At 63.1% G+C, this 25954-nt stretch carries 21 protein-coding genes; 8 read left to right on the forward strand and 13 right to left on the reverse strand.

Going from position 1 to position 25954, the window contains the following annotated elements; genetic code table 11:
• Positions 1 to 202: 202 nt before the first annotated feature.
• From AB7008_RS42065 to AB7008_RS42075, 3 genes are all read left to right on the forward strand, one after another.
• Complete coding sequence (locus AB7008_RS42065; protein WP_441260752.1) at positions 203 to 988, forward strand: hypothetical protein; 786 nt, start codon at positions 203 to 205, stop codon at positions 986 to 988.
• A gap of 567 nt (positions 989 to 1555) precedes the next feature.
• On the forward strand, positions 1556 to 2143 hold the full coding sequence (locus AB7008_RS42070; protein ID WP_441261283.1) for a glutathione S-transferase C-terminal domain-containing protein: 588 nt from the start codon (positions 1556 to 1558) through the stop codon (positions 2141 to 2143).
• A 421-nt stretch (positions 2144 to 2564) separates the two neighbouring features.
• On the forward strand, positions 2565 to 4142 hold the full coding sequence (locus AB7008_RS42075; RefSeq protein ID WP_304491376.1) for a winged helix-turn-helix domain-containing tetratricopeptide repeat protein: 1578 nt from the start codon (positions 2565 to 2567) through the stop codon (positions 4140 to 4142).
• A gap of 119 nt (positions 4143 to 4261) precedes the next feature.
• On the opposite strand, the gene AB7008_RS42080 is transcribed toward AB7008_RS42075, so the two are convergent.
• Positions 4262 to 4960, reverse strand: a complete 699-nt coding sequence (locus AB7008_RS42080) for a winged helix-turn-helix transcriptional regulator (RefSeq protein ID WP_441260753.1) — start codon at positions 4958 to 4960, stop codon at positions 4262 to 4264.
• 106 nt (positions 4961 to 5066) lie between these two features.
• Here AB7008_RS42080 and AB7008_RS42085 point away from each other — a divergent pair, with 106 nt between their 5' ends.
• Positions 5067 to 6521, forward strand: coding sequence for an FAD-binding oxidoreductase (locus AB7008_RS42085; protein ID WP_441260754.1), 1455 nt, complete (start codon positions 5067 to 5069; stop codon positions 6519 to 6521).
• Positions 6522 to 6786: 265 nt separating this feature from the next.
• On the opposite strand, the gene AB7008_RS42090 is transcribed toward AB7008_RS42085, so the two are convergent.
• Both AB7008_RS42090 and AB7008_RS42095 read right to left on the reverse strand, forming a co-directional pair.
• A complete protein-coding gene (locus AB7008_RS42090; protein ID WP_441260755.1) occupies positions 6787 to 7797 on the reverse strand; it encodes an alpha/beta fold hydrolase in 1011 nt (336 codons plus the stop codon).
• 747 nt (positions 7798 to 8544) lie between these two features.
• Complete coding sequence (locus AB7008_RS42095) at positions 8545 to 8763, reverse strand: DUF1127 domain-containing protein (protein ID WP_441260756.1); 219 nt, start codon at positions 8761 to 8763, stop codon at positions 8545 to 8547.
• A gap of 387 nt (positions 8764 to 9150) precedes the next feature.
• On the opposite strand from AB7008_RS42095, the gene AB7008_RS42100 reads away from it, so the two are divergent.
• The 4 genes from AB7008_RS42100 (at position 9151) to AB7008_RS42115 (ending at position 12806) form a co-directional block, all read left to right on the forward strand.
• Positions 9151 to 10131 carry an ABC transporter substrate-binding protein gene (locus tag AB7008_RS42100; RefSeq protein ID WP_248879897.1) on the forward strand — a complete coding sequence of 327 codons (981 nt, stop codon included), beginning with the start codon at positions 9151 to 9153 and terminating at the stop codon, positions 10129 to 10131.
• Positions 10132 to 10228: 97 nt separating this feature from the next.
• Entirely contained in the window at positions 10229 to 10843 is a 615-nt protein-coding gene (locus AB7008_RS42105; RefSeq protein ID WP_441260757.1) for a TetR/AcrR family transcriptional regulator, read from the forward strand.
• A gap of 86 nt (positions 10844 to 10929) precedes the next feature.
• The gene (locus AB7008_RS42110) at positions 10930 to 11790 is read left to right on the forward strand and encodes a DMT family transporter (protein WP_441260758.1); all 861 of its coding nucleotides are present in this window, start codon (positions 10930 to 10932) and stop codon (positions 11788 to 11790) included.
• 146 nt (positions 11791 to 11936) lie between these two features.
• Positions 11937 to 12806 (forward strand): alpha/beta fold hydrolase, encoded by an 870-nt coding sequence (locus AB7008_RS42115; RefSeq protein ID WP_441260759.1) that lies wholly within the window; start codon positions 11937 to 11939, stop codon positions 12804 to 12806.
• A gap of 309 nt (positions 12807 to 13115) precedes the next feature.
• Here AB7008_RS42115 and ftsH read toward each other — a convergent pair whose 3' ends face one another.
• From ftsH to tolQ, 10 genes are all read right to left on the reverse strand, one after another.
• Positions 13116 to 15038: an ATP-dependent zinc metalloprotease FtsH gene (gene ftsH, locus AB7008_RS42120; RefSeq protein ID WP_008136887.1), complete on the reverse strand. Its 1923-nt coding sequence runs from the start codon at positions 15036 to 15038 to the stop codon at positions 13116 to 13118.
• Positions 15039 to 15297: 259 nt separating this feature from the next.
• Positions 15298 to 16380 (reverse strand): tRNA lysidine(34) synthetase TilS, encoded by a 1083-nt coding sequence (tilS, locus tag AB7008_RS42125; protein ID WP_441260760.1) that lies wholly within the window; start codon positions 16378 to 16380, stop codon positions 15298 to 15300.
• A gap of 73 nt (positions 16381 to 16453) precedes the next feature.
• Positions 16454 to 17485, reverse strand: coding sequence for a tol-pal system protein YbgF (gene ybgF / locus AB7008_RS42130; RefSeq protein ID WP_304491384.1), 1032 nt, complete (start codon positions 17483 to 17485; stop codon positions 16454 to 16456).
• A 184-nt stretch (positions 17486 to 17669) separates the two neighbouring features.
• Positions 17670 to 18158, reverse strand: coding sequence for a peptidoglycan-associated lipoprotein Pal (gene pal / locus AB7008_RS42135; protein WP_028152222.1), 489 nt, complete (start codon positions 18156 to 18158; stop codon positions 17670 to 17672).
• Between the two features lie 269 nt (positions 18159 to 18427).
• Entirely contained in the window at positions 18428 to 19153 is a 726-nt protein-coding gene (locus AB7008_RS42140) for an N-acyl amino acid synthase FeeM domain-containing protein (protein WP_028161075.1), read from the reverse strand.
• A gap of 197 nt (positions 19154 to 19350) precedes the next feature.
• On the reverse strand, positions 19351 to 21684 hold the full coding sequence (locus tag AB7008_RS42145; RefSeq protein ID WP_041953819.1) for a putative bifunctional diguanylate cyclase/phosphodiesterase: 2334 nt from the start codon (positions 21682 to 21684) through the stop codon (positions 19351 to 19353).
• Between the two features lie 290 nt (positions 21685 to 21974).
• Entirely contained in the window at positions 21975 to 23318 is a 1344-nt protein-coding gene (gene tolB / locus AB7008_RS42150) for a Tol-Pal system beta propeller repeat protein TolB (protein ID WP_014492407.1), read from the reverse strand.
• 41 nt (positions 23319 to 23359) lie between these two features.
• Positions 23360 to 24316, reverse strand: coding sequence for a hypothetical protein (locus AB7008_RS42155; RefSeq protein WP_028161078.1), 957 nt, complete (start codon positions 24314 to 24316; stop codon positions 23360 to 23362).
• A gap of 4 nt (positions 24317 to 24320) precedes the next feature.
• The gene (gene tolR, locus AB7008_RS42160; protein ID WP_028161079.1) at positions 24321 to 24770 is read right to left on the reverse strand and encodes a protein TolR; all 450 of its coding nucleotides are present in this window, start codon (positions 24768 to 24770) and stop codon (positions 24321 to 24323) included.
• A 43-nt stretch (positions 24771 to 24813) separates the two neighbouring features.
• Positions 24814 to 25530, reverse strand: a complete 717-nt coding sequence (tolQ, locus tag AB7008_RS42165; RefSeq protein ID WP_014492404.1) for a protein TolQ — start codon at positions 25528 to 25530, stop codon at positions 24814 to 24816.
• Between the last annotated feature and the right edge of the window lie 424 nt (positions 25531 to 25954).

Raw genomic sequence — 25954 nt, forward strand, 5'->3', positions numbered from 1 at the left:
CTCATTGGAGTAGAGCGGAAGTCGCCCGGTTTGGCCACCATGGGCAGCTTGTGACCCAAAGCGGACGTCCGCCCCGGTAGGGCGCGATGTCCTCTTCGACCCAAGCGGCCGTGCGCCAGAGAAAGCGGTCCGAGGCACTGGCGGCATAGTTATTCTATTGTTATTCTCGTCCTGGCTGTAAGACGCAGGTTGAGCCTTTGATATGGAAAACCTGACGCACTACCCGCTACGCTTGTTCGTCGTTTCCTTTATGGCATTGTCAGTCGTTGCGGTCGCAGGATTATGGCTCCGTAGGCGTTATCCGACTGCCGACGATGAGCAGAATGAACATCTTGGTGTCGTTCTTGCAGCTACCCTGACGCTACTCGGACTGATCATCGGCTTCAGCTTTTCGATGGCGGCCAATCGCTATGATCAGCGCAAGAATTTCGAAGAGGCGGAAGCCAACGCCATCGGAACCGAAATATTGCGCGCCGATTTTCTTCCCACCGCCGATGCCGCAAACGTCCGCAAACTTCTTGCCGAGTATACGGGCCTGCGCATACGGTTTTACGTCATCAAGGATGACAATCAGCGTAAGCAACTGGCCGAGCGGACGGCCCAGTTGCAAGCCGCTCTTTGGTCCGCAGTCCGCAAATCCGAGGCTGCCCAGCCAACGCCCGTCGAGGCGTTGGCAATCGCCGGAATGAACGATGTAATTAATTCGCAAGGCTATACGCAAGCAGCGTTTTGGAATCGAATCCCTACTGCCGCATGGTTTTTCATGGCAATCATTGCACTATGTTCCAATGCTTTGATGGGCTACCGAAGCGGCAAGGCTGGGCCAGGGCTGTTGTTCGTCCTGCCGCTGATCGTTTCGTTTGCCTTCCTCCTGATTGCCGATATTGATGCTCCTCGCCATGGCCTGATTGAGGTGCGGCCGCAAAATCTGGAAAGCCTGGCGAGCTCGCTCGGCGTTTCGAGCACGCTGAAACCATCCCACGAGTAACCTCGAAGCTTCTGCAGAGGACATCTGGGTCTGGCCCAACCGGACATTTTCAGTGCCGGCGATGTCGCCTTTTGGCCCATCAGCGAAGTGGTGACACCTTTCATTGAGATGCGCTTGGTGGGGCAGAGCGGACTGACTTTGCTCGCTCTGAGTTCTTCGCATTCCAAAGCGGACATACCCATCGGAACGATGGGAGACGGAAATCACGCCGTTGCTGCCAGATCGTTGGCAACGACCGCCAATATTTCGGCGGCGTGTGAACTCGCGATAAAGTGCCCGCGCCTTGGCCGAAATCATGTCGGAGCTTGAGACTCCCCAGCAACACGATGTTGCTTCGGGCTTCGTCCTCAGTGAGACTCTCGGCTCGTCGTCGGGAACAGTATTGACATGTTGATCGTTTGACGAAGCCGCCGAGCCGCCTCTCCGCGGACCAACAAGCCGCTGCTAGTTCCCCGGTCACTTCCACTTGAGACAACGGGACGTGACGATTCGGTCCTAACCATGTCGCCTATCTTGCTAGGCGACATTCTAGCTTCCTATCGACCGACGAGTACGGAGACTCCCGTGATGATCCTCTATTACCATCCCGGCGGTTGTAGCTTGGCTGATCACATCGTGCTGATCGAGACAGGCCTTCCATACAGACTCGTTAAAGTCGAACGGGGCAAGCGGACCGAGGATGGGCGTGACTTCATGACGATCAATCCAAAGGGTTTCATTCCCGCGCTGGAACTCGACGACGGGAGTGTCCTTACCGAGAATCTTGCCATTCTTGTCTATATCGCCCACCAAGCAGGGGCCCTGCTTCCCAGTGACGGTCTCGGCCGTTGGCGCGCGCTTGAAGCCACTTCCTTCATGACCACCGAATTCCATGGCAATTTCAGGCCGTTTTTCCACGCTGAAGCGACCCAGGCGGAAAGGGACAAGGCACGAAAGCTGCTGGTCAAGCATTTTACTACGATCGCCGGCCAGCTTGGCGATAGGCCGTTTCTGGTGGGCGATCGAATGACGATCGCAGATCCATATCTTCTCGTGATGCTGATGTGGGCTGAGAAGAACGAGATCGAAGTGCCGAAGCGGCTCAACGACTATCTCGCGCACATGAAGACGATTCCTTCGGTCGCCAAGGCGCTCACAGACGAAGGACTCGTCTGAGGCCCGGCGCTATCCAAATCTGTCGCGGCGGTTCGGAGCCGAACCGCTGGGCTGACGAGCGTTCTTTGGACGATTTCTAGATTGGTTTAACCTTCTGCTTCTGGCCCATCGCTTCAGTTTGCGCGGTGCAGCGACATGTCTGAAGCTGGGCGTAGATCGGAAGTAGCTGGCCAACTGCAAGAATGGCGCGCTTGACCCATACCGGAAGTCGGCCTGCGGGGTCGGGCGTTCATTCGGCCGCTCGGATGAGGGGGTGTCTTCCTGAGGCAGGTTTTTTCGCCGACACGAGGGTGTTTGGGAGATTGGCGGACAGGCTTGACTTGCAGCTTACATTTTCCTCACCGACGGATTATTCTTGCGATTTTTAGCGGGACCAAAGCGATGCCCGGTATTGGGGCCCTCGTTCAACGGGATTGGCATCTTGCGCTATCTCTTCGAGGACTACGCATTCGACACGGACCGGCGCGAGCTGTATCGCGGGGCGCTTGTCGTATCAGTGACGCCACAGGTCTTTGACCTGCTCGACTACCTGATCCGCAACCGCGAGCGCGTCGTCAGCAAAGACGAACTCATCACCGCCATCTGGAATGGGCGCAGCGTGTCGGATGCAGCGCTGACGACTCGACTCAACGCCGCCCGCAACGCAATTGGTGATACGGGCGAAAAGCAGCGTCTAATCAAAACACTGGCGCGCAAAGGCGTTCGCTTCGTTGGCGTGGTGCAAGAGCAGAGGCCCGTAGTCGCGCAGGTTGGCTCGCTGACGCGGAATGACGACACGGCGCAAAGGGTGTTTTCACCGCCTCGTCTTTCCATCGTCGTATTGCCTTTCGTCAACCTCAGCTGTGATCCCGAGCAAGACTACTTCGTCGATGGTGTGACCGAGAGCCTGACCACGGACCTGTCGCGCATCAGTGGCGCGTTCATAATTGCGCGCAGCACCGCATTCACGTTTAAGGGCAAGGCCGTGGACGTAGTGAAGCTGGGACGCGAGCTGAACGTCCGCTATGTGCTTGAAGGCTCGGTGCAGCGCGGCAGCAGCCGTCTCCGGGTGAATGTGCAGCTAGTCGACACTGAAACGGGCAATCAGCTGTGGGCCGAGCGCTTTGAGAAGCCCATCGGCGATCTGTTTGATATGCAGGACGAAATCGTATCGAGGCTCGCCAACGCCCTCGATGCCGAACTCCTTGCTGTGGAAGCGCGCCGCGCGGAGCGCTCACCCAATCCCGACGCGACTGACTTGTGTTTCCAAGGCGCCGTTTGGCTCAACATGGGTCGAACACCTGAAAATATGACACGAGCGTGCGGCTTCTATGAACAGGCCTTGGCACTCGAACCGACAAATGTTGAGGCGCTGGTCGGCAGAGCATGGGCTAATTTCGTAATTGGTGCCAACTTGGTGTCCGACGATCGGGTAGAGCGTCTCGCCGCAGCGGAGGCAACCCTCGCGAAGGCGCTATCCTTGGCACCGAACCATCCCCCGGCTCACAACACCATGGGCCTCGTAAAAATTTTTACGAACCGCGCAGCTCAAGGCATTGCAGAATGCCAGCGGGCGTTGGCGCTTGATCGGAATTTGGCCCGCTCGCACGCGGGCATTGGGGTTGCGAAATTTTTTCTCGGTCGGGGCGCGGAAACAGAAGCCCATATGGAGCAAGCGCTCCGTCTCTCTCCTCGCGATACACTTGTCTATGTCTGGAGTATGTTTGTTGGCCTCGCCAAATTTTGGCAGGGGGCCGACGCCGAGGCTCTTGTTTGGCTACGCCGGAGCCTTGAGGCCAACCGAAATTATCCCGCTGCGCATTTCAATCTCGCGGCTGCGTTGGCGCTCGTCGGTGAGTTGGATGAAGCACGGGCCACAGCGCAGGCGGGCCTTGCGCTCAATCCGAGTTTCACTATCCGCCGGTACCGCACGAACACCCCAAGCAACCATCCGCGGTATCTAGCGGGATGCGAGCGCGTCTATGAGGGCCTGCGGTTGGCCGGGGTGCGCGAGGGCTGAGTGGTCAGCTTATGGCCCATCGGCGAAGTGGCGACACCTTTCATTGAGGTCCGCTGGTGGCGTAGAGCGGACTGACTTTGCCCACTCTGAGTTCTTCGCATTTTGACCCAAGGCAGACATCAGGCGGCGGAGCTCGTAGAGGCGCGAGAGACCGGCCTGACATGCGCGAACATGCTGCGGGCGTTCCAGGTTGGGAACGCTCTTATCAGCGACGGCGGGCCGTCGAGTTGGATGCGGCCCTCGCCGGTGGCTTGGGCCCAGGTGAGCTGGCCGGCATGCCATTTGACGAATGCTTCCGCTTCCGCCGTGATGTAGAGATCCTCTTCGAAGCCGGGGTTTGTCTTGCAGATCTCGGTGTCTCCGAGTTCGATGAGTAGCCAATAGCGCTCGCGGCGCGGGCGGCCGGTGAAGTCGAAGCGGATGACGACGCGTCGATCCGGGAGCCGATCTCGGCGGAGCGCGTTGCACATCGACCACAGGGCCACAAAGGGGTCGAGGTGCTCGGGGGCAATCTCGAGCCAACGCGCACCCCACTCGCCGAGCGACTGACAGACCGTGAAGAGATCGTGGCCTGCGGACGTGAGCTCGTAGCGGTGCCCGCGCCCGTCGGGCTTGAATGCCGACTCGACGATACCGACCCGTTCGAGCTGCTTGAGCCGTTGCGAGAGCAGGGTACGGGAGAGTCCGGGCGTGCCCTCCAAGATCTCGCTGAAGTTTCCGTAGCCAAGGTGCAGGTTGCGGATGATCAGAGGTGTCCAGCGCTCGGCGAAGATCTCGGCGCCACGGGCGATGGGACAATATTGGCCATACGTCCTCATGAGCCCAGTGTCCCACACCCGCCTTCGGCTTTGAAGTCCAGATTCTTGACTATGCGACGGTGGCTCGCCGTGGTCCGATCTCGCCTCTCGAAGAGAGGAGGACACCATGACGACACCAATGCCCGCGGAAGTCAGCCAGCGCAGCAAGGGGCCACCCCTCGTGGACATCGACGGGTTCCGAGGGCGGCTAATCAGTGCCGACCACGCCGACTACGACAGCGCCCGTGCAGTCTGGAACGGTGCCATTGACCGGCGCCCGCACCTAATCGCCCGATGCATCGGGACCGCCGACGTGGTCGCGGCCGTGCGTTTCGCCCGCAACCACGATCTAGGGATTGCTATACGGGGCGGAGGCCACAACGTGGCGGGCACTGCCGTTTGCGACGACGGGATCGTCATCGACCTCTCGACGATGCGGGGCGTCCGAGTCGATCCCGCCGATCGCAGGGCGTGGGTGCAGGGCGGCGCGCTGTGGGGCGACGTCGACCACGAGACGCAGGCGCACGGTCTGGCCACCACCGGCGGAATCGTGAGCCACACCGGCGTCGCCGGACTCACCCTCGGCGGTGGCGTCGGCTGGCTGATGCGCAAGCACGGCCTTACGGTCGACAATCTGCTCACCATTAACCTCGTAACGGCCGACGGCGGGCTGTTGCGGGTGTCCGAGGACGAGCACCCCGACCTGTTCTGGGCGTTGCGGGGCGGCGGGGGCAACTTCGGCGTGGTCACCTCGTTCGAGTTCCGCCTCCACCCTGTCGGACCCATCGTCCTGGCCGGGCCCATCCTCTGGGATGCGACCGACGCCGCGGAGGTCCTGCGCCTCTACCGCGACTTCATCGCAGGCGCTCCTGACGAACTCGGCACGGTCGTAAGGTTCGGCACCGCGCCGCCGCTAACGGTCATCCCCGAGAATTTGCACTGGCGCCCAGTGATGATGGTTGGTGCCTGCTACGCCGGGCCGATCGAGGAAGGTGAGCGGGTGCTCCGCCCGCTCCGCGCATCCCGGACTCCCCTCCTCGACCTCGTCGGGCCCGCGCCGTACGTGGGATTCCAGAGCGCGCTCGACTCGACTGTGGTCCACGGTTGGAACTACTACTGGAAGTCCACCCACCTCCCCGAGGTTCGCGACGACCTCATTGACGTGATCACCGAGCACGCGTTCTCCTGCTCGTCACCGCGGTCGTACGCGGCGATGTTCCATCTGAAGGGAGCGGTGAGCCGAATAGCCGAGGGCGCGACGGCATTCGGGAACCGGCAAGCGTCGCACGCAATCACGCTCGATGCTGTGTGGCGGTCCGGAGAGGACTTCGGCGACCGGGACACGGCATGGACGAGGCAGTTCTTCGCCGCCCTCCGCCCCTTCCGCCAGGGCGTTTACGTCAACTTCCTCGGCGGCGACGAAGATCCGGGCCGGATCCGCGAGGCGTACGGCGACGCCGTCTATGACCGGCTGGTGGACGTAAAGACCACGTACGACCCCGAGAACGTCTTCCACCACAACCAGAACATCCGCCCCCGCGCCGGGACGCGGATCGTCGGGCCCACCAGCGCGCCACATTAGCCACTGATGGCGGGGATTTCGGGAGCCGGCCGCGGCGCCGAATAGGCGTACACAACGCCGGGGCGCTCAGCAAATGAGCGTCCCTACCGTGATCCCCGCACTCTCAGTTTGCTGCGCTTGCTCACGACTGCTTGTGGCCCATCAGCGAAGTGGTGACACCTTTCATTGAGATGCGCTTGGTGGGGCAGAGCGGACTGACTTTGCTCGCTCTGAGTTCTTCGCATTCCAAAGCGGACATACCCATCGGAACGATGGGAGACGGAAATCACGCCGTTGCTGCCAGATCGTTGGCAACGACCGCCAATATTTCGGCGGCGTGCGAACTCGCGATAAAGTGCCCGCCATCAGCGACTTCGTGCCATACCGCTCCAGGCATCCGCTCACCCAGCGGTTTGTTGACTGCGTAAGGCACAAACGTATCGGCGCTGCCTTGCCACAGATGAACCGGCCTATGGATCGCCGTGACGTCGAATGGCCACTGTTGGTAGAGCATCTGCGCATCGGTCACTAGACCGTCAACGCCTTGCCGGAAACACTCGCGTCCGGACTCCACGATCGCACTCAACACATCGTCATCAGCAAGCGCCGCGAGGTCAGCGGGGCAGCTCGCCTTCAGCAATGCCTTCTTGTACTGCTCCGGAAACCGCGTCGCAGCGAGATCGATCAGGTCATACATGAGCTGGAAACCCGGCCGGAAATGCAGTGCAAGGAACCCGCCCATGGCGTCGGTCGAGGACAGATCCTTCGCTGCCCAATTCGTACCGAATGCGCCGTAGGATCCGGGAGCGATGCTGGTCACGTGTATCAGCTTCGCGGGATCGAGGTACGCCGCTGCCGCGAGCGCCCAAGGACCACCCTCAGACCAGCCCGTGACCGCAAAGCGATCGGTCTCAAAAGCGTTGGCAATCGCTTCCAGATCTGCGGCCCAGCCTGCGAAGGTGCGACCGTGTTGAGGATCTGATTTGCCTTGGCCTGGACGGTCCACGCACACAAATCTCAAACCAAGCTTGAGCGCGTGAGACGCAAAAACCTTGGCTTCCAGCCGGCTCGATGGTCCGCCATGATTGTGAAGTACGAGCGGACCGTTCGGGTCGCCGACCTGAAGGTAGGCTAGTGATCGGCCTCCGATATGGACTGCACCTTCGCCAAGGCACGCAGCGTTGCTTGAATATCTCAAATACATGCCCTCCGTCGCGCCTCGATTCCTCGTCGATCTCGCGAAGCCCTTGTCTCGGCCAACCATCTCTTTTTGGAATTTCTTGATCGCAGGCTGCAACAACGGCCGCCATGGTCACACGGCTGTCGGATGTCTACAACTGTCCATCAGCGAAGTGGCGACACCTGTCATTGAGGTCCGCTTGGTGGGGTGGAGCGGACTGGCTTTGCTCACTCTGAGTTCTTCGCATTTTGACCCAGACCGGACCACCCGTTCGCCGCGCAGGCATTGGGCTTAGGCTCGACCGGACCTCGCGCTAGTTTGAATGACCGCGTGTTGCCAGACAGAGCGGTCGTCCCCATCGTATAGTGATCGGAAACCGCCAGCCACGAAAAGACCAGGCTACTGGCGATTGCCGCGCTTGCGCCGCCTGCTTGGGCGGAAGGGCGCGGGTACGGGCGCCAGGGCGAGCCCCTGATACGGTATGGCAATCATCCCTCGACCATGGCCGATGAGTGCCGGTCATGCCAGTCCCGTGAATTATCGAAGAGCTGATCTATGGCCAAAAGCATTCTTGTCATCGTCGCTATTCTCGCAATTTCTACTTCTGGCGCTTTGGCCGCACAGAGGACCCATCATGGCCGCGCGTCGCCTGCGCCGTCGCTGAGCGAGGGGTCGAGAGGGCTGAGCCCATATGCTGTGGGCCCAGGTAATTCCAACGCCCGCGACTTGTACATCAGGAACCTGCGCGACTCCGGGTATAATCCGGAAAACAACTTCAACAGGTTCGGGAACGTGCAGGCAGCACCTTATGGGGGCGGCTAAACCTCGAATCCCCTTAACCCGGTACCGGCGCGGCTGCCGTCGTTAGGCCCGCCAAAACGGCTTTTCGAGTTCGTGCGCGATGTCGCTCCGGGAGACGCCGATATCGTGCAGGTCGTGCTCGGTCCAGCGTGCGAGCTCCCGGCGATCGCGATAACGCTGGCGCCAGAGATGAAGGGTCGCGCCAACGCTGGCCCAAACCTCGTAGAGGTTGACGAGAGCCTTGATATCAGCGGAGATCAGGCGCGTTGAAGCAAACTTCACAGCTTTATCTCCCCCTATAAGTTCGGGAGGACTGTATCGCTGTGCTACTGACAGCATACTGTCAGCAGCAGCTAGCATCTCCGGCCCGAGGAACGGAGATGCCCCGGCTTCGGCTGGCAATCACTTTGCGTCATGTCTTCTTGGGAAGTCCGATGTTGGCCCATCAGCGAAGTGGCGACACCTCTCATTGGGGTCCGCTTGGTGGGGTAGAGCGGACTGACTTTGCTCACTCTGAACTCTTCGCATTTTGACCCAAGGCCATCCCAAGCCACGCGCTGCATTCGCGACGCGGCATTTGCAGCCGCAGAGTGCGACGACTGCACAGAGTGCGACGACTATCGAGACGTGATACTTTGCGCCCTCGTCCTTACGCTGCGTGAGGGGCGAATGAAACGGCGAGAGTTCATAGCGGGCACTGCGGCGCTGCTTGTTTCGCCAGGTTATTCGCGCGCGCAGGGAAAACGCCGTCGGCTCGGCTTTCTTGCTGTGGGAGATGGAAGCGGGAAAGCCCTTAATCAAGCCGAGCTTGTGCTGCTCGATGCGCTGAGAAGCCTCGGCTGGATCGAGGGAAAGAATCTCGTCATAGAGTATCGCTTTTCCCAACCCTCGGATCGACTGGCGGCTTCCGTCGCCGATCTGATTGCCCTCAGTCCCGAACTGCTCATCGCTCCGGGACCGCAGGCGGCCGCAGCGCTGAAGTCGGCAACCACCACCATTCCGATTGTATTCGTGAGTGTGGCCGATCCCGTGAAGCTTGGCCTCGTGCAAAGCCTGCCGCGACCCGGAGGCAACGTGACGGGCCTTTCAACCATGGTACCGGACGACTTCCTGGCGAAACGTCTCGAAATCCTTCGAGAACTTGTTCCCGGCGCCTCGAAAATCGCGCTCTTGGCCAATCCGACCAACCCCATGCAAAGGATATATCTCGCAGAAGACGTACCCCGCATAAGCCGAGAACTCGGCGTGGTTTTGATGCCGGTCGAGGCGACCACGGCCGACGAACTCGACGCCGCCTTTGCGTCCGCTGCCGCCGAGCACGCCGATGCGATCATCGATTTTGGCGATGCGCTCACCTATGTCCAGGCTCCGCGGATTATCGCGCTCGCGGCGAAGTATCGCCTGCCGGCAAACTATCTGTTCCGGCACTATGCTGATGGCGGACTGTCGGTGTACGGAGCCGACGCCCGCGATCTGTTCCGCCGCGCGGCGAGTTACGTGGACAAGATACTCAAAGGTACCAAGCCTTCTGACCTCCCGGTGGAACGGCCAACCAAATTCGAGCTTCTGATCAACATGAAGACCGCCAAGGCGCTCGGCCTCACCGTGCCGCCCTCGTTGCTTATCCGCGCCGACGAGGTGATCGAATAGCGACGGGGTAGCCATTTCCGCGTTCAAAGCTGACGCCGCCTTTCTCCCCCGAAACGGGCACTTGCGATTTAAAGACTGATTGGTCTATATATCGATCATGAGCCGCCAAACCCCAGTGCAGTCCCCCCGCGGCCGTCCCCGAAGCTTCGACGTGGACGCCGCGGTCGAACGCGCGATGGAGGTGTTCTGGTCGCGCGGCTATCACGCCACGGCGCTGCCGGACCTGCTTCGGGCCACAAAACTCTCGCGTGGCAGCCTTTATGCCGCGTTCGGCGACAAGCACTCGCTCTTCCTGCGCGCGCTCGATCGCTACATTGCCGATGCCGCGACACGGATGGATGTCGAGCTCGCCCCCCGCAGGGAGCCGGTCGACGCCCTGCGGGCCTATCTTGCCGGCTATGTCGATCGCACCAGCGGCGCCAATGGCCGGCGCGGCTGCCTGCTGGTGGCCACGGCCATGGAGCTGGCCGGCCAGGATGCCGAAGTCGGTCGTCGCATCGCGGGCTTCTTCAGGGCCATGGAAGTCCGGGTGGCCGATGCCCTGTCCCGTGCGAAGGTGGCGGGCAAGCTGGCCGACGGTGTAGATCCCGCGAGTGCCGCCAAAATTCTCGTCTGTTTCGTCGAGGGCCTGCGCGTGGTCGGCAAGACGGCGCCGGCGCGGGCCACATCGCAAGCCACCGCTGACGCTCTGCTCGATCGGTTCGTCAGGTAGCAACCCAATCAGGTCAACTAACCCCGGACGTCTCCGCACTTGCTGCGTCAATATCTGGACCGATTGGTCTTGAAAGGAAGGATGCCATGTCTGCCATCCAGATCGTCTGCGCGGTAGCCGTTCCCCTGCTCTGGGGTTATCAGTTCGTGGCCATCAAGGTGGGCGTTGCGGAGTTTCCGCCGCTGTTCTTCCTCGCGCTGCGCTTCCTGGCCATCGCGCTGCTGCTCGTTCCGTTCGTCAAGAAGCCCACGCGCGCGCAGCTCGGCCCTGTCGCAGCCATTTCGATTTTCCTGGGCGGTCTGAACTTCGGGCTGTTTTATATCGGTCTTGGGCTCGGCTCGGGAAGCATGTCGGCCGTCGCGTATCAACTCGCCACGCCCTTCACCGTCCTGCTGGCCTGGCCGTTGCTCGCCGAGCGGCCGTCGCTCACCACGTCCGCCGGCGTGCTGCTCGCATTCACCGGCGTCGTCGTGCTGGCAGCGGGGCCTGGCCTGTCGGCCAACGGGTTTCCGCTGCTGCTGGTGGTCGGGGCGGCCTTCGCATTCGCGGTGTCCAACGTCCTGACGAAACGCTATGGCCCCTTCGATCCCCTGATGCTGATGGGGTGGTCGTCGCTGTTCACGGTGCCGCAGGTCATGTTGATGTCGCTGCTGCTCGAATACGGACAATTGGCGAGCCTCGTCACGGCGGATGGACGCGGCTGGCTGGCACTCGCCTACACGATTTTCATCGGCGGAATTGTCGGGTTCGGCCTTTGGTTCTGGCTGATCGGGCGCTGCTCCATGGGCCGTGTCGCGCCCTTCGGCCTGCTGCTTCCGGTGTTCGCCCTGGCGTCGAGCGTGCTGTTCCTTGGCGAGCGCATGACCCCGAAGTTGATCGCCGGCGGGCTGCTCGCGATCGCAGGCGTTGCGATGACACAAGTCAAACCAAGCGTGCGCCCCATTTGAGCCCGGGCGTTGCGTCGTGGCATCGACATCGTGTGCCCGGCAAGGGAGATCACGAGGCTTCACGTCTCGGTGGTGGACCGTGTTGCAACGTGACGCCCCCAACTTGCCGTGCGCTAATATCCGACGGTCGAACAGGAGGGCGTATCATGATGTTTCGCAATCTTCTCGCCGCGCTTGTCGTCACGATCGCGATCAGCGCGGCACATGCGGCGCCGCAATGGCTGAACCTGCCGCCGACGCCGACCCTGCCCAGGGCGACGCAGAGCGGCTTCGCGCCCGTCAACGGCATCAAGGTCTGGTACGCAACGTTCGGCCGCGGCGAGCCCGTCCTGTTGCTGCATGGCGGCCTCGCCAACGCCAACTATTGGGGCCACCAGGTCCGCGCGCTGCAACGGCACTATCAGGTCATCGTCATGGACAGCCGCGGACATGGACGCAGCAGCCGCAATCAGGAGCCCTATGGCTACGATCTGATGGCCTCGGACGTGGTCGCCCTGCTCGATCACCTGAAGATCAGGAAAGCCGCGATCGTCGGCTGGAGCGACGGCGCGATCATCGGCCTCGACATCGCGATGAAGCATCCGGAGCGGGTGAGCAAGCTGTTCGCCTTCGCGGCGAATTCGGATCCGTCAGGCGTTGCCGACATTGCGTCGAGCGACGTCTTCAACGCCTTCATCGCGAGAGCAGGCGAGGAGTACAAGCGCCTGTCGCCGACCCCGACCGAGTACAAGGGCTTCGTCACCGAGATCACCAAAATGTGGGAGAGCCAGCCGAAATGGACGGCGTCGGATCTCGCGGCGATCAAGGTCCCGACCTGGATCGTGGACGGCGACCACGACGAGGCGATCAAGCGCGAGAACACCGAGTTCATGGCGGCAAACATCCCGGGCGCCGGCCTGCTGATCCAGCCGGAGGTCAGTCACTTCTCGTTCCTGCAGGATCCCGAGCAGTTCAGCGACGACGTGCTGCATTTTCTGGAGCGTGGCGGTGAGAGGCCCGGAGCGGCAGCGAAGTGAGAAGATCGTAGGGTGGGCAAAGCGAAGCGTGCCCACCACTTCAGTCGCGACGGCCGAGAGATGGTGGGCACGGCGCTTTGCGCCTTTGCCCACCCTACGAGACCGGAGCCTCGTTGCGAGCACGACGCCTCCATGTCGTCATTGCGAGCGCAGCGAAGCAATCCAGAATGCCGCCGCGGAAAGACTCTGGATTGCTTCGCTACGCTCGCAATGACGAGGCAACACCGTCTCCGCCCGCAAGGAAAAAAATAGCCAACAAAAAACGCGGCGTTTCCGCCGCGTTTTTCAATTCGATTGGCCGCTTCTCGATTACGCCTGCGGCTGAGGCTCCAGGCCGGGATCCGGATCGGGCCGCGGCCGCGACTTGCCGGCCGGGGGCACGGCGGAGGCACGCGGCGTGGTCGGCTCGAGCACCGACTCGCGGTTCGGCTTCTTGCCCTTGAGCAGGTCGACGATCTCGTCACCGGAGAGCGTCTCGAACTCGAGCAGGCCCTTGGCGAGGGCTTCGAGGTCGGCACGCTTCTCGGTGAGAATGCGGGTCGCCTCGTTATAGCCTTCTTCCACGAAGCGCCGGATCTCGGTGTCGATCTTCTGGACCGTGGCTTCCGACGCATTCTGGGTGCGCGACACCGACATGCCCAGGAACACCTCGTCCTGGTTTTCGCCATAGGACACGGTGCCGAGCGCCTCCGAGAGGCCCCAGCGCGTCACCATCATGCGGGCCAGACGCGTCGCCTGCTCGATGTCGGAAGACGCACCCGAGGTCACCTTCTCACGGCCGAAGATCAGCTCCTCGGCGACGCGGCCACCCATCATGATGGCGAGGCGCGAGGTCATCTGCTCCAGCGACATCGACAGCTTGTCGCGCTCGGGCAACTGCATCACCATGCCCAGCGCACGGCCGCGCGGAATGATGGTCGCCTTGTGGATCGGATCGGTCGCGACGACGTTGAGGCCGACGATGGCGTGGCCGCCCTCGTGATAAGCCGTCAGCAGCTTCTCTTCCTCGGTCATGACGAGCGACTTGCGTTCGGCGCCCATCATCACCTTGTCCTTGGCCTCTTCGAACTCGGCCTGCGTCACCATCCGCTTGTTGCGGCGGGCGGCGGTCAAGGCGGCTTCGTTGACGAGGTTCATCAGGTCGGCGCCGGAGAAGCCCGGGGTGCCGCGCGCGATGGTCTTGAGGTTGATATCCGGCGCCAGCGGCACCTTGCGGACGTGAACCTTGAGGATCTGCTCGCGGCCGACGACGTCGGGATTGGGCACCACGACCTGACGGTCGAAGCGGCCCGGACGCAGCAGCGCGGGATCGAGCACGTCGGGACGGTTGGTCGCCGCGATCAGGATCACGCCCTCGTTGGCCTCGAAGCCGTCCATCTCGACCAGCAACTGGTTCAGCGTCTGCTCGCGCTCGTCATTGCCGCCGCCGAGACCGGCGCCACGGTGACGGCCGACAGCGTCGATTTCGTCGATGAAGATGATGCAGGGTGCGTTCTTCTTGGCCTGCTCGAACATGTCGCGGACACGGCTCGCGCCGACGCCGACGAACATTTCGACGAAGTCCGAACCCGAGATGGTGAAGAACGGCACGTTGGCTTCGCCCGCGACCGCGCGCGCGATCAGGGTCTTACCGGTGCCGGGAGGGCCGACCAGCAGCACGCCGCGCGGAATGCGTCCGCCGAGGCGCTGGAACTTGCCGGGGTCGCGGAGGAATTCGACGATCTCCTGCAGGTCCTGCTTGGCTTCGTCGACGCCGGCGACGTCCTCGAAGGTGACGCGGCCATGGGCCTCCGTCAGCATCTTGGCGCGCGACTTGCCGAAGCCCATCGCCTTGCCGGCGCCGCCCTGCATCTGCCGCGACAGGAAGATCCACACGCCGATCAGCGCGATGAAGGGTAGCCAGGAGACCAGCAGCGAGACGAACCACGGCACGTTGTCGCCGGGCGGCTTCGCGGTGATCTGGACCTTGCTGTCATAGAGGCGCTTCACCAGCGTCGGATCGTTCGGCGCATAGGTCTGGAAGCTCGAGCCATTCGTGAAGGTGCCGTGGATGTCCGGGCCCTGGATCACGACGTCGCGCACATTGCCGCGGTCAACTTCGCTCAAGAGCTGGGAGAAGGCGATGTCCTGCGAGGAGGCGCGCTGACCCGGATTCTGGAAGAGCGTGAACAACGCCAACAGCAGCAAGACAATGATGACCCAGAGGGCGAAATTGCGCAGATTGGCGTTCATCGATCTTCCTTCGTGGTCGCGCGGATCGCGGCCTGATCCTTGGGCGGTAGCAGTTGCTTTGTCAGTGTGAGGAAATCCCCAAGGAATCCTCTTGGTTAGACGGATACAATTTAGGTGCCGCCCCGGTCGCTGCCAAGGGAACGAGATGGGACTATTTATCCCATCTTAGAGCGATTCCCGCTGAAATAATGGCGATCTGCCCGGGGTTTTTCCTGCCTGGTTAAGGTGTCCTGACGGCGCGCGGCGCAAACGGCCGGTGTCATGATCCGCCCTGTTCCGCCCTCGTCCGTCCCTTGGACCGCCGGGCCGGCGCCGGTGCGATGTGGATACGCCCCCCGGCAAGGCTGATCAAGGCTCCCGCAAGGGTCTGCTTCAGGACAGGCCGGCCATTTGCGGCTGCGCGGGGGCTTGTGGCTATGGCCTGATCGAGCGCCGCCAGGAGGGTCTCGACCTTCCCGAGTTCCGCCGGCCCCTCATGGCCAAGGGCATTGACGGCCCGCAGCAGGAGCCGCAGCCGGACCTCCTCCGGCAGATTGGCGAATGCCGAGGCCTCGAAGCTGCGACCGCCTGCCTGCGGCGCATCGCCGCGCGCCCGAAGCTGAAGGAAGCGTTCGGCGCCATCGACCAGCACGTCGACCGCCGCATTGGCGCGCGCCAGCCGGCCTGCGAGCCGCGCCAGGCTCCTGCTGTCGCCGCCCTCGGCCGCGAGCTGCGGCAGCAGCGCGCGCAGCCGCGGCCGGGTGAAGGCGGTGTCGCGATTGGTGGGATCATCGGCAAAGCCGATCTTCGCCCGCCTCAAGGTCGCGATCAGCTGCGACTTCGGGACATCGAGCAGCGGGCGCACCAGCACGACGCCGTCGCGTTCCGTGAGGCGCGCCATCGCCGACAGCCCGGCAAGCCCGCTGCCGCGGAGAAGGCGCATCAGCACGGTCTCGGCCTGGTCGTCCCGGGTGTGGGCGGTCAGCACATGGCTCGCGCCGGCGTTGCGCGCGGCCTGCGCAAGCAGGCGGTAGCGGGCTTCACGTGCAGCGGCAGGCAGTCCCGTGTCCGGCTTCGCGCCGCGCCAGCGCAAGGTCCGGTGTACCAGCCCGAGTTCAGCCGCCAGCCGCTTGACCTCGCGCGCCTCGCGCGCCGCCTCCGTGCGCAGGCCGTGATCGACGGTGACGACGGTCAGTTGCGGACCGCGTGCTAGGCCGCGCTTCCAGCGCGCGGCGAGCCACATCAGCGCGACCGAGTCAGGTCCGCCGGAGACCGCGAGCACCAGCGCCGGCGCGCTTCTGAGCTCGGCGAAGAGCTGCTTCGCCGCGCGCGCCGAGATCGGTGAGTTGTCGTCGTCCGACATGACGCTGCCCAGGCAATCACCAGACTATTTAGCGCAGCGCCATCCGCATTGTCAGGGGCGCAAATTCCACGCGTCAGCACTTCACCCGCTTCTGCTCGCGATCGACGGCGGATTTGACGCCGGCGGAGGCGCGCGGATATTTGCGGCCGATTTCGCCGAAGGCGGCGCAGGCGGCTTCCTTCTCCTTCAGCGCGGCCAGCGACTGGCCGAGCCGCAGCAGGGCATCCGGCGCCTTGGCGGATTTGTCGTATTTGGTGGTGACGGCGAGGAAGGCTTCCGCGGAGTCGCGATATTGCTGGCGCTGGTAATAGCTTTCGCCGAGCCAGTATTGCGCGTCGCCGAGCAGCGGATCGCTCGGATATTTCTGCGCAAAATTCTTCATGGTCTGCTCGGCGAGCGCATAGTCCTTGCGCTGCATGTAGCCGATGCCGAGGTCGAACTCGTCGCGCGGCGTTGCCGAGGGCGGCAGGGTCGTCAGGCCGGTGCCTCCCGATGGCGCGGGATAACCCGATTGTGCCGGCGGGTAGCCGGGCTGGGCTGCCGGCGGCACGCCTTGCTGGTAGCGCGGGCTGGTGTTGGCGAGATCGAGCGGCTCGCCGGCAGCGCGCCCGCCGCCAGGGGCGCCTGCCGGCATCGGCTGCTGCCCGCCACCAAGCGCGCGCGGCGCGCCGGGCGCATTCGGGTTCTGGTTCGGATCGAAGGAGTCACCGCGGCGGCGCACGCCGGGCGCACCGGGCGCCGGCTGCTCCTGAACGATCGGCGCGGGAGCAGCGATCTGCGGCTGCTCGTAATTCGGCTGAGCCTGTTGCTGCTGGCGGTAGGCCGGCGCGGCCTGCGCAGGCGGTACGGCTGCGACAGAGGGTTGGACCGGCACCTGTCCGGGCCCGGCCTGCGCGCCGCCCTCGAGTGCCCGCAGCCGCTCTTCGAGCTGGCGGTTGCGATATTGCAGCTCCTCGTTCTGGCCGGTGAGCTGGCGCAGCTGGTTCTCCAGCCGCTCGATCCGCATCTCGGGGTCATCGTCCGACTGCGCCAGTGCGGGCGAGCACAAAGAGAACAGCGCGGCGATCGCCACGGTGCCGGTAAAGACCTTGGATCTGGATGACATCTTGCCCTGACGACGAAAACGAAATCTGCGACGGAACCTGCGACGCGCCACACATTGAAAGGCAGTACGCCAAAAATGTGACTGGCACCACGGGGTTTCGGTCACAGATGGCTGAAACAAAACCGGCGCCCGAGAGGGCGCCGGCATAATCGGTTCCTGAAGATGAACGGCGCCTGACTGATCGTCAGGAGCTCGCGTTCAGCACGGTGACGGCACGACGGTTCTGCGACCAGCAGGAAATATCGTTACAGACGGCGACCGGCCGCTCCTTGCCGTAGGAGATCGTGCGCATGCGGTTCGGATCGATGCCGCGCGAGGCGAGGAACGAACGCACCGACTGGGCGCGGCGGGCGCCGAGCGCGATGTTGTATTCGCGGGTGCCGCGCTCGTCGGCATGCCCCTCGATGGTGAAGCTGTACTGCCGATAGTTCTGGAGCCACTGCGCCTGCTTCTCCAGGGTCACGATCGCCTGCGGCGTCAGATCGGTCTGGTCGCTCTCGAAGAACACGCGGTCGCCCACGTTAACGACGAAATCCTGCTGGCTGCCAGGCGTCGCAGCATTGGCCATCGCATCCGTCGCTGCGTTCTTGTTCGCGCATGCGCCCATCGACAGCGCGATCGCAACCACCGCAGCCAGCTTCAATCCCTGGAGGATACGCATAGGGTATTTCATTCCGGAGCCTCCACGCTCACGTTCGTCCACTGCTGTCCGGTCTACAGGGGGTTGGTTAAGCGAACGTTCCGTCAACCTTGATGGAACCTTGCTTCAGCCGGTCAAATGCCCCCAAACCGCGAAAAGCAACCGTCATGGTTAATGGGTTCTAAATGTGGCGCGAGGGTGAAGGCAAGCTGCGCCGACGGCAAAAACGCTGGTATTTGCTGGAATTTTGGGCGCAAGCGGCCGAAAGGCGCGCGGCGGCTCGAGGCGGTGACGGCAGGCAATCAGACGTGAACGGCTTCCGGCACCAGTGACGACCGCGGCGGGATCTCGCGCTGGCCGCCGCGCCCGAACAGCATCCGCCGCTCGAAGGCGGTGGAGCGCATGATCGGATAACGCTCGAACACCTTCTTCCGGAAGGTCGGGAAATCCGCCGCCATCAGCCCGAACGGCTTGGTGAGACCCGGAACCAGGCGGGGCTCGGCGATCGTCTCGTGCAGAAACACCCGACGGTAGAAGGCCTGATGCTCGGGACGCACAATGGCGAGGCCGAGATCGGCATTGAAGTGCTCGCACGCCATGTAGGCGAGCCGGGTCGTCAGATAGGGCAATTCCGGGACCCGCTTCACCTGGTCGGGATCGGCGACAAAGCGGGTCGGGTCGATCATGACCTCGCCGCGATCGAGCCGCGGCAGCAGGATGTCGGGGAAGACGTCGGCCGAGGTGGACTCGCGCCATTCGGAGGTCAGCACGCTGATGCGCACGGAGCTGCAGAGCTGGCCACGGAGATAGACGCCGAAGGTCCACGCGTTCGGCAGCTCGTCGTAGCGGTCGGTGACCCGGGCTTCCGCGGATTCCCTGACGGCCCCCTCGCGCAGATAGGCGCGGTAGCGGAGGTTGTAGATTTGCTCCTTCTCCGCGTCGGTCTCCGCGAGATGATAGTCGACGTCGGTCAGAAGCTCCGCCCCCCGTCCAACAGCCGAAATGACAGATCTGGCTGAGGACTGCATTCGAACTCCTTACCCACCGCCCACAACGAAAACGCGAGCCCGGGGCATTTGCCGCTGAACAACTTGCGCGCGCGTGACGATTTATTAACACCTCCTTAACGACGATGCAAAGCAATCGACGGGATAGGGTTAACCTCCGTAGCACTACGGTAGGTTCAGCAACGGCCTGAAGCGACGTGCAATTTCTGGATGTGGACTCAGGCGAAGGAGCGTGAGCCTACGACCTGGAGCAGGCTCTCGCCGCGCCGCCCATGCGAGGCGTTGAGGAGCTGGCGCATCCGCACGGCGGGCACCGGACGGCTGAACAGATAGCCTTGCGCCTCGGAGACGGTGCCGTCGGCGCTGATCAGCTCGAGCTGCTCGTTGGTCTCGATGCCCTCGACCACGACCGCCATGCCGAGGTCGGCCGACAGCCGCGCCACGCCACGCAGCAGCGTCAGCGGCCGGTCGGTGTCGATGCCCTCGAGGAAGGAGCGGTCGATCTTCACCTTCTGCATCGGGAAATTGTGGAGATAGCTGAGGCTGGAATAGCCGGTGCCGAAATCGTCGAGCGAGATGCGCACGCCGAGCGCATGCAGTTGCGACAGCGTATCGTGGGTGAGCTGGGTGTTACGAAGCAGCGAGGACTCCGTGATCTCGATCTCCAGCCTGTGGGCCGGCAGCCCCGAGACCTCGAGCGCGTAGCGGATTTCGCTGAGCACGTCGCGCTGGTGGAATTGCTGCGGCGAGAAGTTGACGGCGACGCTGACGCCGTCGGGCCACTTCATGCATTCCATGCAGGCGCGGCGCAGGATCCAGCGGCCGAGATCGACGATCAGCCCCATGTCTTCGGCGACCGGGATGATGTCGACCGGCGAGACCGTGCCGCGCACCGGATGATTCCAGCGCAGCAGCGCCTCGCAGGTGGTGATCTTGCCGGACTTCAGATTGACCAGCGGCTGGTAGAACAGCTCGAACTCCTCGTTGGCCAGCGCCTTGCGCAGGTCGAGCTCGAGGATGCGGCGGGCCTCGACGGTGGCCGCCATCTCATCGCGGAAGAAGCAGAAGGTGCCGCGGCCGTCGGCCTTGGCGCGGTAGAGCGCCATGTCGGCGTTCTTGAGCAGCGTGTCGGCCCTGACGTCGCCGTCCGGCGATGTCAGCGCGATGCCGACGCTGGCGCCGATCTCGACCAGGTGATTGTCGATGCGGTAGCGCTCGCTCAGGCGTTCGACGATGCGGCGGGCGAGGCTCGCGGCATCCTCGGGCGAACTGATGTTCTGCTGGAACACGACGAACTCGTCACCGCCGAAGCGGGCGACGAAATCCTCGGGCCGCAGCATCTCGCGCAGGCGGTTGGCGACCGCGCAGAGGAGCTGGTCGCCGCAGGGATGGCCGAGCGTGTCGTTGACCTGCTTGAACTGGTCGAGATCGACGAACAGCAGCGCCGAGAGGCGCTCGGCGTCGTGCGAGATCACCAGCAACCGTTCGATCTCGTCGCGGAACGAGACCCGGTTGGGCAGCGCCGTGAGCTCGTCATAGCGGGCGAGATGAGTGATACGGGCTTCCGCGTTGGTACGCTCGGTGATGTCTTCCAGCAGCAGCACCGTGCCGCCGCCGGTCATCGGCTGGAACGTCCAGGCGAGCGCGCGGCCGCGCGAGGAATCCGGGTCGGCGGTGACGATCTCGCAGATCCGCGCATGCTCGATCTCGGCCAGGATCTGCTTGCCGCTCTCCGCCGAGATGGAGCCGGCGGCGATACAGGCCGATACGATGTCGGCAGCGGTGGCGCCACGCTTGACCAGATCCTCGGGCAACGCCATCAGCTCGCCGAAGCGATGGTTCATCACCGCAAGGCGGCCGTCGGCGCGAAACATGCACAGGCCATGCGGCATGTTGTTGAGCGCGGTGTCGAACTGGCTTGCCAGCGCGGACTCACGAAAGCTCGAGGTCAGCGCCTTGACGAAGATCGCATGCAGGCTGAGATTGATGTTCTTCAGCCCGACGAAGAAGAACACGAGCAGGACGGCGAGCCCGATGTGGTAGAAGCCGCCATGCAGCAGCAGCGCGAGCGACATCGGTGCGCAGGCGAGCGCGACGTGCCACTGGATCACCCGGGGCTGGCCGTAATTGCGGGCGGCGCCGCCCGCGGTGTAGCCGATGCCGATGGCGACACAGAGCATGTCGGCAATCGGATCGTCATTGTTGTAGATGACGACGAAGGACCACAGGCCGAGCACCGCCGCATAGCTGAGCGCGCCGAGCCAGTAGCGCGGCTCCAGGTGCTTGGCTTCCTCGAACGACAATGGGTGCGTACGGTTTTCGTATCCGCGCATCTGGAACGCGCGCGCGGTGCCGATCGCGATCAGCAGAAATGCGAGCGGCCACAGCCAGACATCGCCTGTCTTCAGCGCAGTCATGACCGCGGCCACGGCCGCGGAGGCCGAGCCCAGGAAGATCGCCCAGAAATTCTGCACCATAGAGTTGATGAGAGCGGCGTAGAGTATCGGCTCCAGCTCGTCTCGATCGCTCTGCTTCTGGTCGGCCAGTTGCATCGGCTTGTTACGCGTCCTGTTTGGCGCGTACTTTTACCCAGACCTGATGAAGCCTTTCTGAGGGAACATCGTTAAAGTCGAGTTGTTTTTCGGCAATAGCGAACATGTTTCCGCTGAAATATCAAGCAACTAGGCAAGCGTTACCGGGCGCAAGGTGAAGGAAAGCTTGCGTCCTGCACCAAACCCCGAAAAAATCGGCATGTTTTTTCGAAAACATCGCGCGTCTGAACGCGCAATGTCTTAGCCCCGATGTTTCACGCGAGCCTGTGCCCACTGCGCTCGCAAGCGCTCTAGCCGGGTGTCGAGGACAGCAGCGGCGACCATGCCGGGTCGGAGGCGAAGCCCGGCGTCGGCACCTTGAGCTCGTTGCGGCCGGAGATATCGACCGAGTAGAGGGACGGTCCGCCATTGCCGCCGGGATCGCGGAAGAACATCAGCACGCGGCCGTTCGGCGAGAAGGTCGGCCCTTCGTTGTGATAGCCGGAGGTGAGCAGCCGCTCGCCGGAGCCGTCCGGCTTCATGACGCCGATCGAGAACTGCCCGCCGCCCTGCCTGGTGAAGGCGATGTAATCGCCGCGCGGCGACCACACCGGCGTCGAATAGGTGGCGTTGGTGTCATCCTTGGAGAAGGAGATGCGCTGCGCCTGTCCGCCGCCCGCGGCCATCACATAGATCTGCGACCTGCCGCCGCGATCGGACTCGAAGCAGATGCGGGTGCCGTCCGGCGAGTAGGACGGCGACGTGTCGATCGCCGGCGTGTCGGTGAGGCGCGTGGTCGAGCGCGAGCGCAGATCCATCACGAACAGGTTCGAATTGCCGCCCTGCTGCAGGCTCATGATGACGCGCTGGCCGTCCGGCGAGAAGCGCGGCGCGAAGGTCATGCCGGGGAAATTGCCGACGATCTCGCGCTGGCCGGTCTCGATGTTGAAGAGATAGACCTTCGGATCGCCCTGGCCGAACTCCATATAGGTGATCTCTTGCGAGTTCGGCGAGAAGCGCGGCGTCAGCACGAGGTCGGAGCCGCGCGTCAGATAGCGCACATTGGCACCGTCCTGGTCCATCATCGCGAGCCGCTTGACGCGACGCTCCTTTGGGCCGGTCTCGTCCACGAACACCACACGGCTGTCGAAATAGCCCTTTTCGCCGGTCATCTGCTCATAGATCTGGTCGGAGATGATGTGGGCGATACGGCGCCAATATTCCGGCGAGGTGAAATATTGCTGGCCCGCAAGCTGCTGGCCCGTGATGACGTCCCACAGGCGGAATTCCGCCTTGAGCCGGCCGTCCTGCCCCCGCGTCATGCGGCCGGTGACGAGGGCCTGGGCGTTGATGGTCTTCCAGTTCTGGAATTGCGGCGCGACGTCGATGTTGCTGATGCGCTCGATGAAAGCAGCCTGGTCGATCGGTGCGAACAGGCCCGACCGCTTCAGATTGTTGGTGATGACCTGGGTGACGCCGTTGCTGACGTCGCCGTCGGCGGGCGAGCCCGGCACGAAGTTGGAGATCGCGATCGGGATCGGCCGAAACTCCGTTGGATTGAGTTCAAGCCGCTTTTGGCCCTGGGCCAGGGCATGTCCGCCCCCGAGCGTCGCGAGCGCCGATCCTGTCAGCGTCATGAAGCGGCGGCGGTTCATCGATAGGACGTCATTCATCGCAAAATTCTTTTGTTCGGATGTCACAACATATCTTTCAGGCCGAAGCGCATTGGAATGGTCTTCCAGGTGTCATACTGCTGCTTCGGTAGGAACGAATAGACCTGACACTGCACGATGGCGCGCTTGGCGCTCTCCGCCACCGCCTGAGCAATCGACCGAGACGGGCCGCGAACCGCGACGATAATCGGCTCGGACGCAAGCGAGCCGTCGATTTTCATCGGGATATCGATGTCAGCCTCGTATTGCTCGGCGTCTTGCCCGTTATAGGTGGGCGTGAAGCAGCGCCGGACCGCATTCGTGAACGCGCCTCCCCACGTCGCAACGTTGTTGGCAGCAGTCCCGGTCGTCGATCCCAGCGCAGCCGACGCATTCAGCGCCGCGCCGGAGATCTCGTGCCGGGTCGCCGCGCGCTTGTCGAGGTCCCGCTGGATCTGCGCGGGATCGAAGCTGCGCTCCTTGGGCTTCGGTTGCTGTTGCGGCTGCACCGCCGCGACCTTCTGCTCGACGGGCTTCGGCGGAGGCTTCTTGGTCTCCAGCTTCTTCTGGAGCTCGGCGATCGGATCTTCCTTGGCCGGATCAGGCTTCTTTTCCTGCGGCTTCGGCTCTTCTTTGGGCTTGGCCTCGGCAACGGGCTTGGGCGGCTCGGGCTTCTTCTCGACCGGCTTCTCGACGGGTTTCGGCGGCGGCTCGGGCGTCGAGTTGGTTTTGATCAGCTCTTTCTTCTCGGTGACCTTGCCGACCGCGTCTTCCTCGGGCTTGGCCTCGGCGATCTTCTCGACCTTGGGCTTCGGCTCTTCCTTTTTGCCGGTCTTCTGCCCCGCCATCATCTGCGCGAGCTGATCAGAGGAGACGATGTCGATCGGAAGCGACTCTTCCGCGACAAAGGCCTTGCTGCTAAAGGTGACCAGTCCCCATCCAAGCACGAGGACGTGGAGGGCAATCGACGCAACGAGTGTCTTGTCGACGTTCACCTTCACCGGTTTACCCCTGATCCGCCTCGGTCACGAGCGCCAGCTTCTTGAAGCCCGCGCCGGACAACAGGCCCATGACCTTGGCCACCGTTCCGTAGTCCGCCTTCTTGTCCGCGCGCAGATAGATGCGCTCCTCGAGCCCGCCGCGCGCGTCCGTGATCGCCTTCAGCTTCGGCACCAGCTCGTTGATCGCGACCTCGGCGTCGTTGATGAACACCTTGCCCTTGATGTCGACCGACATCTGGATCGGCTTCTGGTCGTTGTTTTCGAGGCTCTTGGCCTGGGTCTGCGGCAGGTCGAGCGGCACGCCGACCGTCAACATCGGCGCCGACACCATGAAGATGATGAGCAGCACCAGCATCACGTCGACCATCGGCGTGACGTTGATCTCGGCCACGACGGGCTTGCGCCGGCCGCGGCGGCCGCCGCCTCCGGACGAGCTAGCTACGTTCATCGCCATGATCGAGTGCCCAAATTGCCCCTCACACTATACATGCCGTCCGTCAGCCCCGCTCGTCGATCTGACGCGACAGAATGGCGGAAAATTCATCGGCGAAACCTTCCAGCCGCTGGGCCTGCCGGTTCACCTCGGAAGTGAACTTATTGTAGAAAATAGTGGCAGGAATGGCGGCGATAAGGCCGACGGCGGTCGCAAACAGCGCTTCGGCAATGCCGGGCGCCACCACCGCCAGGGAGGTATTTTTCGACGCCGCGATCGACTGGAAGCTCGACATGATGCCCCAGACCGTGCCGAACAGGCCGACAAAGGGGCCGGCGGAGCCGACGGTGGCGAGCACCAGCAGCCGGCGTTCCAGCCGCTCGACCTCGCGCGCGATCGAGACGTTCATCACCTTGTCGATGCGCATCTGAAGGCCCGCGACCGAGCGGGCGTGGCTCTCGAACGAGCGCTTCCACTCGCGCATGGCGGCGACGAAGCAGGCCGCCATGGAATGCGTCGGCTTGGCTGAGAGGGTGCGATAGAGCTCCTCGATCGACTCGCCGGACCAGAAGGCCTGCTCGAAGCGATCCATCGAACGGCGGGTGCGCGCGTAGAGAAAGATCTTGTCGATCGCGATGGCCCAGACCCAGACCGAGCAGGCGAGAAGCCCCAGCATGACCGCTTTCACGATCCAGTGAGCCTGCCAGAACAGCGCAATCAGCGACACGTCCGCGGAAGCGGCAACCGGAAGGGCTGACTGAGCCACGTCGGCCGGATTCATAAGCAGTATCCTCTCAAGGCGATCATTTACCTGACCTCTCCGGCCAGCAAATGGCTGCCGGTTCCCCAACAGCCGCGCTAGAACCGGCGCGGCCGGCAAGCCCGCTCAAAGCCTTGTCTTTCTGGGGTACAGGGGCTCGTCCAAAGCCGGCCGCCTGCATTCCCTGCCAAGATGTCAAAACTATGGGCCTTGAGCACGGCTCCGGGCACGACTGTCCGCAATTACCAGAGCCCGCCGATGGTTAACGTACGGTTACCACGGCCGAATTTGGCTGCCGGAAAGGTAGGCAGCGCAGGCGGTTGGCCGCTTTGCCGCGGCGTGAGGGCGGTCTTTGGCCGGCGAAGGGGCGAAGGCTGCCAGCCCCGTGCGAGGTCGGTTCCCTCCCCCATCGCGGCGGAGGGCTAGGGAGAGGGGTCCACACGGG

This window comes from Bradyrhizobium sp. 521_C7_N1_3 (genome assembly GCF_052075975.1).
Lineage (GTDB): Bacteria > Pseudomonadota > Alphaproteobacteria > Rhizobiales > Xanthobacteraceae > Bradyrhizobium > Bradyrhizobium japonicum.

What these genes read in the sequence shown, in the direction of transcription:
- AB7008_RS42065 (WP_441260752.1), top strand. Translation starts at nt 203, where the DNA reads ATGGAAAACCTGACGCACTACCCGCTACGCTTGTTCGTCGTTTCCTTT.
- AB7008_RS42070 (WP_441261283.1), top strand. Translation starts at nt 1,556, where the DNA reads ATGATCCTCTATTACCATCCCGGCGGTTGTAGCTTGGCTGATCACATC.
- AB7008_RS42080 (WP_441260753.1), bottom strand. Translation starts at nt 4,960, where the DNA reads ATGAGGACGTATGGCCAATATTGTCCCATCGCCCGTGGCGCCGAGATC.
- AB7008_RS42085 (WP_441260754.1), top strand. Translation starts at nt 5,067, where the DNA reads ATGACGACACCAATGCCCGCGGAAGTCAGCCAGCGCAGCAAGGGGCCA.
- AB7008_RS42100 (WP_248879897.1), top strand. Translation starts at nt 9,151, where the DNA reads ATGAAACGGCGAGAGTTCATAGCGGGCACTGCGGCGCTGCTTGTTTCG.
- AB7008_RS42105 (WP_441260757.1), top strand. Translation starts at nt 10,229, where the DNA reads ATGAGCCGCCAAACCCCAGTGCAGTCCCCCCGCGGCCGTCCCCGAAGC.
- AB7008_RS42110 (WP_441260758.1), top strand. Translation starts at nt 10,930, where the DNA reads ATGTCTGCCATCCAGATCGTCTGCGCGGTAGCCGTTCCCCTGCTCTGG.
- AB7008_RS42115 (WP_441260759.1), top strand. Translation starts at nt 11,937, where the DNA reads ATGATGTTTCGCAATCTTCTCGCCGCGCTTGTCGTCACGATCGCGATC.
- ftsH (WP_008136887.1), bottom strand. Translation starts at nt 15,038, where the DNA reads ATGAACGCCAATCTGCGCAATTTCGCCCTCTGGGTCATCATTGTCTTG.
- tilS (WP_441260760.1), bottom strand. Translation starts at nt 16,380, where the DNA reads ATGTCGGACGACGACAACTCACCGATCTCGGCGCGCGCGGCGAAGCAG.
- ybgF (WP_304491384.1), bottom strand. Translation starts at nt 17,485, where the DNA reads ATGTCATCCAGATCCAAGGTCTTTACCGGCACCGTGGCGATCGCCGCG.
- pal (WP_028152222.1), bottom strand. Translation starts at nt 18,158, where the DNA reads ATGAAATACCCTATGCGTATCCTCCAGGGATTGAAGCTGGCTGCGGTG.
- AB7008_RS42140 (WP_028161075.1), bottom strand. Translation starts at nt 19,153, where the DNA reads ATGCAGTCCTCAGCCAGATCTGTCATTTCGGCTGTTGGACGGGGGGCG.
- AB7008_RS42145 (WP_041953819.1), bottom strand. Translation starts at nt 21,684, where the DNA reads ATGCAACTGGCCGACCAGAAGCAGAGCGATCGAGACGAGCTGGAGCCG.
- tolB (WP_014492407.1), bottom strand. Translation starts at nt 23,318, where the DNA reads ATGAACCGCCGCCGCTTCATGACGCTGACAGGATCGGCGCTCGCGACG.
- tolR (WP_028161079.1), bottom strand. Translation starts at nt 24,770, where the DNA reads ATGGCGATGAACGTAGCTAGCTCGTCCGGAGGCGGCGGCCGCCGCGGC.
- tolQ (WP_014492404.1), bottom strand. Translation starts at nt 25,530, where the DNA reads ATGAATCCGGCCGACGTGGCTCAGTCAGCCCTTCCGGTTGCCGCTTCC.